Here is a 14,561-nt window from a genome sequence, read left to right on the forward strand (position 1 = left end):
GTCAAAAATATCAGGCGCTTTCGGCAAAGGCAACCGGACGCAGTGGCGTAGTGCCATGGTAGAGTCGAGCCTGCTGCAGGCCGACAAACAGGCGTTCGCCACGAATCGGGGCAGTATGGTCGCCGTCATACACCACGGAGAACGCATCGCCCTGCCAGCCGCTTGGCTGTACCACTAACTGCCAGAAGTGACCGCGCGGACTGATTTCTAATACCTGCACTGGCAACGGCGTTTCCAGGCTGCTCTGGCGTGATACATCCACTTCCCATGGGCGCAGGAACAGTTCAACATCACCTTGATGCGCAGGCGTGTACCCCAGCGGCCAGCGGTGTGCGGCCACATGGAACTGCGAACCGTGCACTTCACCGTCGAAGCGATTCACTTCGCCAAGGAACTCCAGCACAAAGCGGGTTGCCGGCTCTTGCCACACTTCATTTGGCGTGCCGACTTGCTCGATGTTGCCCTGACTCATCACCACCACGCTATCCGCAACTTCCATCGCTTCTTCCTGGTCGTGTGTCACAAACACGCTGGTGAATTTCAGCTCTTCATGCAACTGGCGCAACCAGCGGCGCAACTCTTTACGTACCTGGGCATCCAGCGCACCAAAAGGTTCATCGAGCAGCAGAATTTGCGGCTCCACCGCCAACGCACGTGCCAGCGCCACACGCTGTTTCTGTCCACCCGATAGCTGAGCCGGGAAGCGATTAGCGAGATGGGCGAGTTGCACCATCTCCAGCAAACGCGTGACGCGTTGTTTGATTTCCGCAGCAGAGGGGCGCTCACGGCGCGGCAGCACGGTCAGGCCAAAGGCGATGTTGTCAAACACCGTCATGTGACGGAACAGCGCATAGTGCTGGAACACAAAACCGACCTGACGATCGCGCGCATGGATGCGGCTCACATCATTACCGTGGAAATGAATCTGCCCGCTGTTTTGATGTTCCAGGCCAGCGATAATGCGCAGCAGCGTGGTTTTACCGGAACCCGACGGGCCCAGCAGCGCCACCATCTTGCCGGAAGGAATATCCAGAGAGATGTCGTTCAACACCGGTGTGCGGCCAAACGATTTGTTAATTTGTTTGATCTCAATGCTCATGATTTTCCTCCTGTTGGCGCTTCTGCTGATGCTCTAACCGCCACTGCACCACGCTTTTCAGAAACAGCGTTACAATTGCCATCAGGGTCAGCAGCGCGGCGGCGGTAAACGCGCCTACGGTGTTGTAATCCTGATGCAGTAATTCAACCTGAAGCGGTAAGGTATAGGTCTCACCGCGAATCGATCCCGAGACCACCGAGACCGCACCAAACTCACCTATCGCACGGGCATTGGTCAGAACCACGCCATACAGCAGCGCCCAACGGATATTCGGCAGCGTCACACGGCGGAACATCTGCCAGCCGGATGCACCTAACAGCACTGCGGCTTCATCTTCATTGCTGCCCTGGCTTAACATCACCGGCACCAGTTCACGCACCACAAACGGACAGGTGACGAAGATAGTGGCCAGCACCATGCCCGGCCAGGCAAACATAATCTGGATATTGTGCGCATCCAGCCAACCGCCCGCCGGACCGTTGATGCCCCAGAACAGCAGATACATCAGCCCCGCCACCACCGGCGACACGGCAAACGGAATATCAAACAGCGTCAGCAACAGTTGGCGGCCGGGGAAAGTAAAACGTGTCACCAGCCACGCCAGCAAGGTACCAAACACCAGATTGACCGGCACGGTGATTAATGCCACCAGAATGGTCAGCCAGATGGCATGCAGCATGTCGCCATCTTTGAGATTATTCAGCGAGGCGACCAGGCCTTGGCTGAGCGCTTCCCAGAAGATCGACACCATCGGCACAACCAACAGCAGAATCGATACCAGCGCACCGATGCCAATCAAGACCCACTTACCCCAGTTGATCGGCTGACGGTCGGCCTGATTAATCTGTGAAATCTCCGCCATTAGTGGCCTCCTAAGCGGCGGCCAAAGCGGCTCTGCAAGGTGTTAATCGCAAACAACAACAGCAGCGAAGCGGCCATAATCACCGAGGCAATGGCACTCGCCGCTGGGTAATCAAACTCTTGCAGGCGAACAAAAATCATCAGCGAAGTGACTTCGGTTTTCCACGCGATGTTGCCCGCAATGAAGATAACCGCACCAAACTCGCCGAGACTGCGGGTAAAGGATAATGCCGTACCCGCTAACAGCGCCGGAGCCACTTCAGGCAGCACCACGCGGCGGAAACTCTGCCACGGTGAAGCACCGAGGGTTTCCGCGGCTTCTTCATATTCCGGACCCAACTCTTCCAGCACCGGCTGTACAGTACGCACCACAAACGGGATGCTGGTAAACGCCATCGCCACGGCAATGCCCAGCCAGGTGTAAGAGACTTTGATGTCAAAGTGCGCCAGCCATTGGCCATACCAGCCATTCACCGAGAACAAGCCTGCCAGCGTTAAACCGGCCACGGCGGTGGGTAAGGCAAACGGCAAGTCCATTAAGCCATCCAGCAGCGCACGGCCAGGGAAGCGGTAACGCGTTAGAATCCAGGCCATCAACATGCCAAAGAATGCATTGAAAATGGAGGCCACACCGGCTGAAATCAGCGTGACTTTATAAGCCGCAATCAGCTGTGGATTGGTCACTACATCCCAATACTGCGCCAGCGTCATGTTGGAGAGTTGCATCAACAGAGCGCTGATCGGCAGCAGCAAGATCAAGCAGGTAAACAGCAGGCTGGTGCCCAGGCTCAAACCGAAGCCGGGTAACACGCGTTTTTGCGATAAGGCGAACATCAACCGCGCCCCGCTGCCAGTAATTTATCCAACTCACCACCGCTGGAGAAATGCGTTTGCATCACATTTTCCCAGCCGCCAAACGCGTCCTGCACGTTAAACAGCGCGGTCTGCGGGAAGCGATCTTTCTGCTCCGCCATCAGTTGTGGATTGTTCACACGATAGTAGTAACCGGTAATGATTTTCTGCGCCTCTGGGGAATAGAGGAAATTCAGGTAAGCTTTAGCCGCGTCGGCCGTGCCGTTGTGCTCGACGTTTTTATCGACCCACGCCACCGGGAATTCCGCCAGAATATTGGTTTTTGGCACAATCACTTCGTATTCATCTTTGCTGTATTGATTGCGGATATTGTTCACTTCCGATTCAAAGCTGATCAACACATCGCCCAATCCACGCTCGGCAAAAGTAGTGGTTGCGCCGCGCCCGCCGGTATCAAACACTTCGACATTCTTCAGGAACTTCGTCATGTAAGCTTCGGTTTTGGCTTTATCTTTGCCATCGGCCTGATCGGCTGCGCCCCACGCTGCGAGGTAGGTATAGCGACCGTTGCCTGAGGTTTTTGGATTCGGGAATACCAGCTTGACGTTATCGCGTGCCAGGTCGGCCCAGTCATGGATCTGCTTGGGATTCCCTTTGCGCACCAAAAACGCCATGGTGGAGTAAAACGGTGAACTGTTGTTAGGCAGGCGTGTTTGCCAGTCCGCTGGGATCAGGTTGCCTTTGTCGTGCAGCACCTGCACGTCGGTAACCTGGTTGTAGGTGACCACATCCGCACGCAAGCCCTGCAAAATCGCCAGTGCCTGTTTTGATGACCCGGCATGTGATTGTTTAATCGTTAGCTTATCATTAGGGTGCGCGGCATCCCACTGCTGTTCAAACGGGGCATTCAGGGCAACAAACAGCTCGCGCGAGACGTCGTAAGAGCTGTTCAGCAGCTCTGTTGCCTGCGCTGCACCGGCTAACGCCAGTGACAAGGCGATTCCGCTCATCCATTTTTTCGCAATCGGAAGTGTCATGCTGCACCCTGAAATTCGGCGATAGCGCCAATGCCATTAGATGCTGTCAGTGTATTTATAACTCAGGGCAAAGCTGTAACGGTTTTATATATCGTTTGGGGATTTCAAAGTCTAAAAAGGCATAAGACGGCGGGAGAGTTTATGCATCAAGCGGTAATGAGAAGTTTGTCGCAGGCGTGTGTCTGAAATGATTAAAGCACGAGCCGTAGCGGCGCAATTTATTGCGTGCCTTCCAGCCCTACCGCTGCTGTCGTTATGCGCGATAAATCGCGCCGCTACGACTTATTGACGGATGAATCGCGCCGTTACGTTTTGTTTAGTGAGGTTATAACGCCTGCAGCGCTTCAATCGATGGCGCAAAGAAGTAGCTACCGGTCACCGGTTTGGTGAAGCGCAGCATCGCATCCATCTTGCCATCGCGCTCGCCGAACATGCTCAGCAACTGCTGTTCAATGTTATGGAGACGGTTGCAGTAAGAGATGAAGTACAAACCGTGCGTGCCACTGGCGGTGCCATAAGGCAGGCTTTGGCGCAGGATCTTCAATCCTTTGCCCTCTTCTTTGAGATCAACGCGGCTGAGATGCGATGTCGCGGGGCGCTGGTCGTCGGGCAACTCTTGGTTATCCACCTTGGTGCGGCCAATAATCGCTTCCTGCTTCTCAACGGCCATGCGATTCCACAGTTTGAGGTTGTGCTCCCAGCGCTGGGTGAACACATAGCTGCCGCCCGCGTCTGGACCTTCCGCGATAATCGCCACTTGCTGGCGCGCCTCGCCCTGCGGGTTCTCGGTGCCATCCACGAAGCCGGAGAGATCGCGCTCTTCAACCCAACGGAACCCGTGCGTCTCTTCTTCAATCGTTACCGCACCGGCAAAAGCCTCTAACGCGGCTTGCGCCAGCGAGAAGTTCACGTCATGACGCAACGACTGAATGTGGATTAACAGATCGCGTTGCGACGCAGGCGCAATGCCTTTACCCAATGGCGCAAAGGCTTTTAGCTCAGGAGCAGAAGTCTGGCCTTGCAGGTCGCGCCACAGCGCATCACCAAAGGCGATCACCGCGCCTAATCCCGCATCGGTGAAGGTCTGTTGCAGTGCTGCCAATTGCTGCAAAAAGGACTGGCTGCCCAGGCGCAGCGCATCGAGGTCGCCCGTGACACGGGCTTCAAGCCAAATGGCGAAACGGCGGTGTTCCAGTAGGATCCCGCTCTGACATTGAGACATTGCACTGCTCTCCGGCATGAAAGTTAGGACGTTTTTTTCGCCTGTATCATACCGGAAAGCCACACAGTGATTGTGCGTTAACGCAACTTTTTTTCGCTTAGCGCTGCCAGACCATTTTGCTGATCTTCCAGCTTTTTAAGGTGTCGTCTGAGGGCATCAGGCCTTCCGGGCCGTGCCATTCACCGCTATAAACGTAAGCGATGTGCTGACTGCCAGGTGCACGGCACTCCACGTCACGCGCATCCAGCCCTGCGGCCAGTTTGCAGTTATCGAACGCTTTGCTGAATTTGGCGCTAAACAGATCGCCGATTTTGCTGCCATCGGCGCTTTTCGCATCGGCATCCATCACTTCGATGCGCTCAACGCTGCTCTGCCCGTTAATCACCAGCTTCACTTTGCCGTCATCCAGCGCCTGCCAGAAATCGACAACCTGGCCATTCTGCGTACGCATGCCCTGACGCAGTTGGAAATCATTGTTCAGCGCTTTACCGATCGCTGCTTCCGTCATCGGCGTGGTGCTGCTCAACCCTGCCACACCCTGCTCTGTCACGTTTAATGAACCGCCAAACCAGTTCATCGGATTCAGTGCTGACCAGTGATAGCTCAGCGGATTGTACCAATGGCTTTCGCTGGCGCTGGAAGGTGAAGAGGAACCCGAACTGGCGCAACCCGCCAGTATCAGCGCGCTGACCAGCAGTGCGGGACGAACAACTTTCATGAATACTCCTTGATCTTCTGTGCCGACTGGCGTGCCTGTTGGAGTCGCAAAGCGGCAAAAAGTTTATTCGAGATGTTGATGTTCCGGCAGAAAACAGTCACGTAAACGTTGATGGGCTTGTAGCCAAACCAATGCCAGCAGGTCAAACAGCGTCAACAGCAACGGCAGTGGCGAATCTGGAAACGCGCCTTGCAACAGCCCATAGCCTTGCCACAGCAAGCTAATGAACAGCGAAGCGCTTAACACCTGCCGCCAGCTCTGCCACAGGCGAGGCCAGCGTTGACGATAACCGGTCAACAATAAACCCAGCGCGGCGGGAATGCCCAACGCTAAGCCGAGCCAGAAGCTCTGGCGGTCGGGATAAAACAGCGCCAGTAAATCGTTGCCTTGTTGACGTGACGCACCGGCCATCACCAGTAACAGCCAGGTACGCGCCTGTAATAAGAGAATCAACCAGAAAAGAAACGGCAGCCGTAGCTGCCCTTTTGCATCGTACTCTTCGGGTAAATATTTCAGCCCCATCATCGGTAGCTTAGTACTCGCGATCTTCAATCAGGCGTTTACCCAACAGCACGGAATCTACTGGCTCATAATCGAGTTTTTCATAGAAGGCGAGCACCTGATCGTTCTCTTCACGCACCATCAGATTGATTTTCGGACAGCCGCGCGCAATCAGTTTTTTCTCCAACCGATTCATCAACGCGTTGGCAAAACCCCGTCCCTGGTAATCGGGATGCACCGCCAGATAATAGACCGAACCCCGGTGGCCGTCGTACCCGCCCATCACCGTGCCGACCACTTCACCACCGACTTCCGCCACCAGAAACAGTTCCGGGTCGTGGTTCATTTTACGTTCGATATCCAGTTCCGGATCGTTCCACGGACGTAACAAATCGCAACGCTCCCAGAGCGTGATCACTTCTTCAAAATCTTCCTGGCGGAAAGAGCGGATTTCCATCGACGTTACCCTGCGGTTAGGCACAATTCGCTGATTATCACGCATTATTTGCCTGGCGCAACCCTCACACCGCGCAACGGGGGAAAAAAACGGCTAAATTGCTGTTAGTACGGTGTAATACAAAGTAATGCGCTGAAATGGTTGTGAGGTCGCCGCGAGGCAATTGTTACGATATAACACTGGGCAGGATTTTCTGTCAGGGACACCATAATGAGTAAGATTTCACTGTTGAAGCGCCTGACCAATCGCCGTCAGTTGATTCTGTCTGGTTTAGCATTGGCGGTGCTGTCGCCGCGTGCCGTGATGGCAAAAGAAGAGAGCGCCGATTTACGCATTAGTAAAAGCCACACGCCCCCGAAACCGTCGACCAGCGGTAAACGCATCGTGATGATCGACCCCGGCCATGGCGGCATCGATTCTGGCGCTGTTGGCGAGGAGGGTTCTGAAGAGAAACACGTGGTACTGGCGATTGCCAACCAGGTACGCACGCTGCTGCAAAATCACCCTAAAGTTGAGGTGCGACTGACGCGCGACAGCGATCACTTTATCCCGCTGTATCAGCGTGTAGAGATCGCCCATCAACACGGTGCGAGCATGTTTATGTCAATCCACGCCGACGGTTACACCAGCCCAGATGCCAATGGCGCTTCGGTGTTTGCGCTTTCCAACCGAGGAGCGAGCAGCGCTATGGCACGCTATATGTCGCAGCGTGAAAACGATGCCGATAAGGTCGGCGGCGCGGAAGTGCAGGAAAAGGATAATTATCTGAACCAGATTCTGTTTGATCTGGTGCAGACCGACACCATCCGCAACAGCCTGACGCTGGGTAAACACGTGCTGGATCAGATTCGCCCGGTACACCATCTGCACAGCCAGCACACCGAACAGGCGGCATTTGCAGTGTTAAAGTCGCCATCTATCCCCTCGGTGCTGGTGGAAACGTCGTTCATTACTAACCCGCGTGAAGAGCAATTGCTGGGCACCCCTGCATTCCGCCAGAAAATTGCCAGCGCGATTGCCGATGGCATCGTCAATTACTTCAACGAATACGATCGTCGCCAGGCGTAGCTTTTTCCTGTGATAGAATCGCGGCAAATTTCCGGAACGAGTGACCCATGAGCAATCCCGATATTTCCCGCGTCAAAGCGTTCTTATTGACGCTTCAGGATGAAATTTGCGCCCAGTTGGCGGCAGCCGATGGTCAGGCGACCTTCGCCGAAGATGACTGGCAGCGACCAGGTGGTGGCGGCGGACGCAGCCGCGTGCTGCGCAACGGCGCGGTATTTGAGCAGGCTGGCGTCAACTTCTCGCACGTGCATGGCGATCAGATGCCCGCCTCTGCAACGGCACATCGCCCCGAGCTGGCAGGCCGCAGTTTTGAAGCCATGGGCGTGTCCCTCGTTGTCCACCCGGAAAATCCGTACATTCCCACCAGCCACGCCAACGTGCGCTTCTTTATTGCCGAGAAACCCGGTGCCGATCCGGTGTGGTGGTTCGGCGGCGGTTTCGATCTCACCCCCTATTACGGTTTCGAGGAAGATGCGCTGCACTGGCATCAAACGGCGTTTGATCTGTGCCAGCCGTTTGGCGAAGACGTCTACGCTCGCTACAAAAAGTGGTGTGATGACTATTTCCATCTAAAGCATCGTAATGAGCAGCGCGGCATCGGCGGGCTGTTTTACGACGATCTCAATACACCAGATTTTGATCACTGTTTCGATTTTATGCAGGCGGTCGGCAACGGTTATCTGAATGCTTACCTACCCATTGTTGCTAAGCGCAAACCGTTGCCTTGGGGCGAACGCGAGCGCCAGTTCCAGCTTTATCGTCGCGGGCGCTATGTTGAATTCAATCTGGTGTGGGATCGCGGCACGCTGTTTGGCCTGCAAACCGGCGGGCGCACGGAATCCATTTTGATGTCGATGCCGCCGCTGGTGCGCTGGGAGTATGATTACCAGCCAGAAGCGGGGACGCCGGAAGCCGCGCTGTACAGCGATTTCCTGCCGGTGAAGGATTGGCTGGGATTAGAAAAATAACATCGCGCGATAAATCGCGCCGCTACAAAGGGGGTACACCGTAGCGGCGCAATTTATTGCGCTAATCACAACGGCTCGGTCTGCGCCTCTACCACCGCTAACGCCACCATATTCACGATGCGCCGCACCGAGGCGATACGCGTCAGCACATGCACCGGCTTACTGATGCCCATTAATACCGGCCCAACGGTCACCCCTTCCGAGCACGACACGCGCAGCAGGTTGTAGCTGATTCGCGCTGCTTCAACGTTTGGCATGATCAACAGATTGGCGGTGCCTTTGAGCGGGCTATCGGGCATCAACTCTCGGCGGATACTCTCCACCAGCGCAGCATCACCGTGCATCTCACCATCTATCTCTAACTCCGGAGCCCGGCTTTGAATCAGCGCCAGCGCTTCACGCATCTTACGCGCACCCGGTGCATTCGACGTACCGAAGCTGGAGTGCGACAGCAGCGCCACACGCGGCTCAATGCCAAAGCGGCGCACCGTCTCTGCCGCCAGCAAGGTGATATCCGCCAACTGCTCTGCACTGGGGTCCTCATTCACATAGGTATCCGCCAGGAAAGTGTTGCCGCTTGGCAGCAGCAGTGCGTTCATCGCCCCCGCCACTTTCACGTCGTCGCGGAAGCCAAACACTTTCTCCACCACATCATAATGCTCACGATAATCGCCAATAGTGCCGCAAATCATCGCGTCGGCTTCTCCTCGATGCACCATGATGGCACCGATCAACGTCGGATTGCCGATCACCGCACGCTGCGCGGTTTCCGGTGTCACGCCACGCCGTTTCATGATCTGGTAATACTCGTTCCAGTACTCCTTAAAGCGTGGGTCCGACTCGTTATTCACGATCTCGAAATCTTTACCGGCCTCGATTTTTAATCCTTGTTTCTGAATACGCATGGCAATCACATTCGGGCGGCCAATCAAAATCGGCTTTGCCAGACCTAACGACACCAGCTCCTGCGTGGCGTGCAGCACGCGCACCTCCTCCCCTTCCGCCATCACCACCCGTTTCGGATCTTTTCGTGCCTGCGAGAAGATCGGCTTCATAAACAGGTTGGTTTTGTAGACGAACTCGGTGAGCTGCTCACGATAGGCATCAAAGTCAGTAATCGGTCGGGTTGCCACGCCCGATTCCATCGCTGCTTTGGCAACAGCGGGTGCGATTTGCACAATCAAGCGCGGATCGAAAGGCTTGGGAATGAGGTACTCTGCACCGAAACTCAGATCCTGATCGTCGTAAGCGGATGCCACCACATCACTCTGTTCCGCCTGCGCCAGCGCGGCAATGGCGTGCACCGCCGCCAGTTTCATCTCTTCATTGATCGCAGTAGCACCGACATCCAGCGCGCCACGGAAGATGAATGGGAAACAGAGCACGTTGTTGACCTGATTGGGGAAATCGGAACGTCCGGTGCAGATAATCGCGTCCGGTCGCACCTGTTTCGCTAACGGCGGCATGATCTCCGGTTCAGGATTAGCAAGAGCCAGAATCAGCGGGTCTTGCGCCATTTTTTGCACCATTTCTGGCGTCAGCGCTTTGGGGCCGGAACAGCCGAGGAAAATATCCGCGCCGCCAATCACCTCATCCAGCGTGCGCGCCCCGTTGTCCGCTATCGCATACTCGGCTTTGGTGGGCGTCATGTTCGGTTCACGCTCGCGGTAGATCACCCCTTTGGAATCACAGACCACAATGTTGTGCTTCTGCATGCCCAACGCCACCAGCAAGTTCAGGCAGGCAATCGCCGAGGCGCCCGCACCTGACACCACCAGCCGCACATCCGAGATGGCCTTTTTAACGATAGTCAGTCCGTTGAGCACCGCCGCAGTACAGATGATCGCCGTACCGTGTTGATCGTCGTGAAACACCGGAATTTTCATCCGCTCACGCAGCTTCTGCTCAATGTAAAAGCACTCCGGCGCTTTGATATCCTCCAAATTGATCCCGCCAAATGTTGGCTCCAGGGCGGCGACCACCTCAATCAGCTTATCCGGGTCCAGCTCATCGATTTCGATATCAAACACATCAATGCCGGCGAATTTTTTAAACAACACACCCTTGCCTTCCATCACCGGCTTGCCCGCCAGCGCGCCGATATTGCCCAAACCTAACACCGCCGTACCGTTGGAGATCACCGCCACCAGGTTGCCGCGTGCGGTGTATTTATGTGCCGCCAGCGGATCGGCGGCAATTTCCAGGCACGGTGCTGCCACGCCGGGCGAGTAGGCCAACGCCAGATCACGTTGTGTCGCGAGGGGTTTAGTCGGGGAAACCTGAATTTTTCCGGGCGTGGGGAATTGATGAAAATCGAGAGCGCTTTGCTTGAGTTGATCGTCCATTGGGCATCCTTTTGCGCAGCTGAGAAGCCACCAGTATAGGAATCAACGGCACAAAAGAGGGTGAAGGCGCTCAAAGAACGCACAGTCTCAAGGGCACAGATTGCTACGGCTTCGCCTGCGGCTTTGGCTCAGCCTGCTATCATTAAGGATGGCAAAACGCGTTGCTGAACCGATCAGGCCACCCCATCTGTCACAGATGCACTTCGTCGCCACAATCAGAGAAAACGCATTTTCTTCGTGCAACGTCTGTAGCACTGTGTTGGGCCACGACTCAACAGGAAAGGGCACGGCTCTGTTGCCCATACATTTGCTATTCAAGGAGTTAAGCAATGAACCAGCTAGATGCATTGAAACAGTTCACCACCGTGGTGGCGGACAGTGGCGATATCGAATCCATTCGCCAATACCATCCGGAAGACGCCACCACCAACCCTTCATTGATTCTGAAAGCTGCCGGCCTCGACGCTTATAAACACCTGATTGATGATGCCATCGACTATGCAAAAAAACAGGGTGGCAGCAAAGAGACACAAATCATCAACGCCAGCGACAAAGTGGCGATAAATCTCGGTATGGAAATTCTGAAAAGCGTACCAGGCCGTGTTTCGACCGAAGTGGATGCGCGCCTCTCCTTCGATCGTGGCATGTGTGTCACCAAAGCTGAAAAACTGGTACGGATGTATGAAGAGAATGGCATCGACCGCTCTCGCATCCTGATCAAGCTGGCATCCACCTGGGAAGGGATCAAAGCCGCTGAAGAGCTGGAGAAAAATGGCATTCAGTGCAACCTGACGCTGCTGTTCTCTTTCGCTCAGGCGCGGGCCTGTGCCGAAGCGGGCGTGTTCCTGATTTCACCGTTCGTCGGCCGTATATATGACTGGTACAACAGCCGTAAACCTCTCGACCCTTATGTGGTGGATGAAGATCCCGGCGTGAAATCGGTGCGCCGTATCTACGATTACTACAAAAAGCATCGTTACAGCACAGTGATCATGGGCGCCAGCTTCCGTAAAGTAGAACAGATTCAGGCACTGGCTGGCTGTGACCGCCTGACTATCTCGCCGAATCTTTTGGAAGAGCTGGCGAACAGCGATGCACCGCTGGAGCGCAAGCTGGAACCCTCAACCGAAGGCTTCCACCAGCCGGCACCGCTCTCCGAAGCAGAGTTCCGCTGGGAGCATAATCAGGATCCGATGGCGGTAGAAAAATTGTCAGACGGTATACGTCAATTCGCCATCGACCAGCAGAAACTGGAAGATGTGCTGGCTTCACGTCTGTAAGCAACAAAACTTCTCATGCCGGACGAGCGTCTGCTCGTCCTCAATTGCCCAATCAAAACGGAGTACCCTATGTCTTCACGCAGAGAGTTGGCTAACGCGATTCGTGCTTTGAGTATGGATGCGGTACAAAAAGCAAATTCAGGTCACCCTGGCATGCCGATGGGGATGGCGGATATCGCTGAAGTGTTATGGCGCGATGTCCTCAAACACAACCCTAATAACCCGGCGTGGGCTGACCGCGACCGCTTCATTCTCTCCAACGGCCACGGTTCGATGTTGCAGTACAGCCTGCTGCACCTCACCGGTTATGACCTGCCGATGGAAGAGCTGAAAAACTTCCGCCAGTTGCATTCGAAAACACCGGGTCATCCAGAGCTGGGCTATACGCCAGGCATTGAAACCACCACCGGACCGCTCGGTCAGGGCCTCGCCAATGCGGTGGGCATGGCGATTGCTGAACGCACGTTAGCGGCGCAATTTAACCGCCCAGGCCACGACATTGTCGATCACTACACCTATGTGTTTATGGGCGATGGATGCCTGATGGAGGGCATCTCGCACGAAGTCAGTTCCCTGGCGGGCACCCTTGGCCTCGGCAAACTGATTGGCTTCTATGATCACAACGGCATCTCGATTGATGGTGAAACCGAAGGCTGGTTCACCGATGACACCCACAAGCGCTTTGAAGCCTACAACTGGCACGTAGTCGGCAGTGCTGAAGGCATTGACGGGCACGATCCAGAGGCCATCGCCGCCGCCATTAAAGAGGCGCAGAGTGTCACGGACAAACCGTCACTGATTATCTGCCGCACCATCATCGGATTTGGCTCGCCGAATAAAGCCGGTAAAGAAGAGTCGCACGGTGCGGCGCTGGGCGAGCAGGAAGTGGCGTTAACGCGCCAGAAACTGGGATGGCATTATCCCCCATTTGAAATTCCGAAAGAGATTTACCAACAGTGGGATGCGAAAGAAGCTGGCAGTCAGCGAGAAAAAGCCTGGGATGAAAAATTCGCTGCCTATCAGGCTGCACACCCCGATCTCGCTAAAGAGTTCAGCCGCCGCCTCGACGGCGGTATGCCCGCCAAGTGGGCAGATGAAACTCAGGCTTTTGTTGAGCAGCTACAGGCGAACCCGCAAAAAATTGCCAGCCGCAAAGCTTCGCAAAACACTCTGGAAGTGTATGGCAAACTGCTGCCTGAGCTGATGGGTGGCTCCGCTGACCTCGCGCCGAGCAACCTCACTATCTGGTCAGGCTCGAAATCGATCAAAGAGGATATTGCCGGTAACTACATTCACTACGGCGTGCGTGAATTTGGTATGACGGCCATTGGCAACGGGATTGCCGTACACGGCGGCTTTATTCCTTATACCGCCACCTTCCTGATGTTTGTTGAGTACGCGCGTAACGCCGTGCGCATGGCCGCATTGATGAAGGCGCGCCAGGTGCTGGTCTATACCCATGACTCGATCGGTTTGGGTGAAGATGGCCCAACACACCAGCCAGTTGAGCAACTTGCCAGCCTGCGCGTCACGCCGAATATGAGCGTCTGGCGTCCTTGTGATCAGGTGGAAACCGCCGTGGCATGGAGAGCGGCCGTCGAGCGTCACCATGGCCCGACAGCGCTGATTCTGTCACGTCAGAACCTGCTGCAACCTGAGCGGAGCAAGGCCCAAGTGGCCGATATCGCCAAAGGCGGATATGTCCTGCAGGATTGCGACGGCACGCCGGAAGCTATCATCATTGCCACCGGTTCCGAGATTGAAATCGCCTTGGGGGCGGCGGATAAGTTGGGTGCCAACGGCCATAAAATCCGCGTGGTCTCCCTGCCAAGCACGGATGTGTTTGATAAGCAGGACGCGGCTTACCGTGAATCCGTGCTGCCTTCGAGCGTGAAAGCGCGCGTGGCAGTCGAAGCGGGCATCGCCGATTACTGGTTCAAATATGTCGGTCTGGATGGCGCGATTGTCGGGATGACCACCTTCGGGGAGTCAGCACCGGCCGGTAAGCTGTTCGCGGAGTTTGGCTTTACCGTGGAAAATATCGTGAGTCACACCGAAGCGTTACTCAAGCCGCACTAATCGATCCGGCCCGGCGTTGACCAACGTACGGGCCGTTTTTTGATCACAGCCTGATACAGAAAAAAATCCCACTTTCCCCCTTCCCGCACCGCGCAAACTGATTACTATAGGCT

General features: G+C 55.3%; 13 protein-coding genes. 4 read left to right on the plus strand and 9 right to left on the minus strand.

Annotated elements, in window-relative coordinates; translation table 11 throughout:
* Positions 1 to 10: 10 nt before the first annotated feature.
* The 8 genes from cysA to QMZ30_RS04415 form a co-directional block, all read right to left on the minus strand.
* Positions 11 to 1,099, minus strand: a complete 1,089-nt coding sequence (gene cysA, locus QMZ30_RS04380; protein ID WP_039329691.1) for a sulfate/thiosulfate ABC transporter ATP-binding protein CysA — start codon at positions 1,097 to 1,099, stop codon at positions 11 to 13.
* The gene (gene cysW / locus QMZ30_RS04385; RefSeq protein ID WP_039329693.1) at positions 1,089 to 1,961 is read right to left on the minus strand and encodes a sulfate/thiosulfate ABC transporter permease CysW; all 873 of its coding nucleotides are present in this window, start codon (positions 1,959 to 1,961) and stop codon (positions 1,089 to 1,091) included. Before cysW ends, cysA begins: the two co-directional genes overlap by 11 nt.
* Positions 1,961 to 2,794 (minus strand): sulfate/thiosulfate ABC transporter permease CysT, encoded by an 834-nt coding sequence (cysT, locus tag QMZ30_RS04390; protein WP_283226521.1) that lies wholly within the window; start codon positions 2,792 to 2,794, stop codon positions 1,961 to 1,963. Before cysT ends, cysW begins: the two co-directional genes overlap by 1 nt.
* Positions 2,794 to 3,810 (minus strand): sulfate ABC transporter substrate-binding protein, encoded by a 1,017-nt coding sequence (locus QMZ30_RS04395; protein ID WP_283226522.1) that lies wholly within the window; start codon positions 3,808 to 3,810, stop codon positions 2,794 to 2,796. The genes cysT and QMZ30_RS04395 overlap by 1 nt, the downstream gene beginning before the upstream one ends.
* Positions 3,811 to 4,135: 325 nt before the next feature.
* Entirely contained in the window at positions 4,136 to 5,032 is an 897-nt protein-coding gene (locus QMZ30_RS04400) for a Dyp-type peroxidase (protein WP_283226523.1), read from the minus strand.
* Between the two features lie 97 nt (positions 5,033 to 5,129).
* Positions 5,130 to 5,750: an RpoE-regulated lipoprotein gene (locus QMZ30_RS04405; RefSeq protein WP_283226524.1), complete on the minus strand. Its 621-nt coding sequence runs from the start codon at positions 5,748 to 5,750 to the stop codon at positions 5,130 to 5,132.
* A gap of 63 nt (positions 5,751 to 5,813) precedes the next feature.
* Positions 5,814 to 6,275 carry a DUF2919 domain-containing protein gene (locus QMZ30_RS04410; protein ID WP_283226525.1) on the minus strand — a complete coding sequence of 154 codons (462 nt, stop codon included), beginning with the start codon at positions 6,273 to 6,275 and terminating at the stop codon, positions 5,814 to 5,816.
* Between the two features lie 7 nt (positions 6,276 to 6,282).
* Positions 6,283 to 6,708, minus strand: coding sequence for a GNAT family acetyltransferase (locus tag QMZ30_RS04415; RefSeq protein WP_034825851.1), 426 nt, complete (start codon positions 6,706 to 6,708; stop codon positions 6,283 to 6,285).
* 210 nt (positions 6,709 to 6,918) lie between these two features.
* Between QMZ30_RS04415 and amiA the strand changes: the two genes are divergently transcribed.
* Both amiA and hemF read left to right on the plus strand, forming a co-directional pair.
* Positions 6,919 to 7,776, plus strand: coding sequence for an N-acetylmuramoyl-L-alanine amidase AmiA (gene amiA, locus QMZ30_RS04420; RefSeq protein WP_283226526.1), 858 nt, complete (start codon positions 6,919 to 6,921; stop codon positions 7,774 to 7,776).
* Positions 7,777 to 7,823: 47 nt separating this feature from the next.
* Complete coding sequence (gene hemF / locus QMZ30_RS04425) at positions 7,824 to 8,744, plus strand: oxygen-dependent coproporphyrinogen oxidase (protein ID WP_283226527.1); 921 nt, start codon at positions 7,824 to 7,826, stop codon at positions 8,742 to 8,744.
* A 65-nt stretch (positions 8,745 to 8,809) separates the two neighbouring features.
* On the opposite strand, the gene maeB is transcribed toward hemF, so the two are convergent.
* On the minus strand, positions 8,810 to 11,089 hold the full coding sequence (maeB, locus tag QMZ30_RS04430) for an NADP-dependent oxaloacetate-decarboxylating malate dehydrogenase (protein WP_058973002.1): 2,280 nt from the start codon (positions 11,087 to 11,089) through the stop codon (positions 8,810 to 8,812).
* A 329-nt stretch (positions 11,090 to 11,418) separates the two neighbouring features.
* Between maeB and tal the strand changes: the two genes are divergently transcribed.
* Positions 11,419 to 12,369 carry a transaldolase gene (gene tal / locus QMZ30_RS04435; protein ID WP_039329710.1) on the plus strand — a complete coding sequence of 317 codons (951 nt, stop codon included), beginning with the start codon at positions 11,419 to 11,421 and terminating at the stop codon, positions 12,367 to 12,369.
* A gap of 69 nt (positions 12,370 to 12,438) precedes the next feature.
* Positions 12,439 to 14,448, plus strand: coding sequence for a transketolase (tkt, locus tag QMZ30_RS04440; protein ID WP_283226528.1), 2,010 nt, complete (start codon positions 12,439 to 12,441; stop codon positions 14,446 to 14,448).
* Positions 14,449 to 14,561 lie beyond the last annotated feature (113 nt).

Origin of the sequence: Pantoea sp. EA-12, assembly GCF_030053355.1 — a bacterium.
In the GTDB taxonomy this organism is placed as follows: domain Bacteria; phylum Pseudomonadota; class Gammaproteobacteria; order Enterobacterales; family Enterobacteriaceae; genus Pantoea; species Pantoea vagans_C.

What these genes read in the sequence shown, in the direction of transcription:
- cysA (WP_039329691.1), bottom strand. Translation starts at nt 1,099, where the DNA reads ATGAGCATTGAGATCAAACAAATTAACAAATCGTTTGGCCGCACACCG.
- cysW (WP_039329693.1), bottom strand. Translation starts at nt 1,961, where the DNA reads ATGGCGGAGATTTCACAGATTAATCAGGCCGACCGTCAGCCGATCAAC.
- cysT (WP_283226521.1), bottom strand. Translation starts at nt 2,794, where the DNA reads ATGTTCGCCTTATCGCAAAAACGCGTGTTACCCGGCTTCGGTTTGAGC.
- QMZ30_RS04395 (WP_283226522.1), bottom strand. Translation starts at nt 3,810, where the DNA reads ATGACACTTCCGATTGCGAAAAAATGGATGAGCGGAATCGCCTTGTCA.
- QMZ30_RS04400 (WP_283226523.1), bottom strand. Translation starts at nt 5,032, where the DNA reads ATGTCTCAATGTCAGAGCGGGATCCTACTGGAACACCGCCGTTTCGCC.
- QMZ30_RS04405 (WP_283226524.1), bottom strand. Translation starts at nt 5,750, where the DNA reads ATGAAAGTTGTTCGTCCCGCACTGCTGGTCAGCGCGCTGATACTGGCG.
- QMZ30_RS04410 (WP_283226525.1), bottom strand. Translation starts at nt 6,275, where the DNA reads ATGATGGGGCTGAAATATTTACCCGAAGAGTACGATGCAAAAGGGCAG.
- QMZ30_RS04415 (WP_034825851.1), bottom strand. Translation starts at nt 6,708, where the DNA reads ATGGAAATCCGCTCTTTCCGCCAGGAAGATTTTGAAGAAGTGATCACG.
- amiA (WP_283226526.1), top strand. Translation starts at nt 6,919, where the DNA reads ATGAGTAAGATTTCACTGTTGAAGCGCCTGACCAATCGCCGTCAGTTG.
- hemF (WP_283226527.1), top strand. Translation starts at nt 7,824, where the DNA reads ATGAGCAATCCCGATATTTCCCGCGTCAAAGCGTTCTTATTGACGCTT.
- maeB (WP_058973002.1), bottom strand. Translation starts at nt 11,089, where the DNA reads ATGGACGATCAACTCAAGCAAAGCGCTCTCGATTTTCATCAATTCCCC.
- tal (WP_039329710.1), top strand. Translation starts at nt 11,419, where the DNA reads ATGAACCAGCTAGATGCATTGAAACAGTTCACCACCGTGGTGGCGGAC.
- tkt (WP_283226528.1), top strand. Translation starts at nt 12,439, where the DNA reads ATGTCTTCACGCAGAGAGTTGGCTAACGCGATTCGTGCTTTGAGTATG.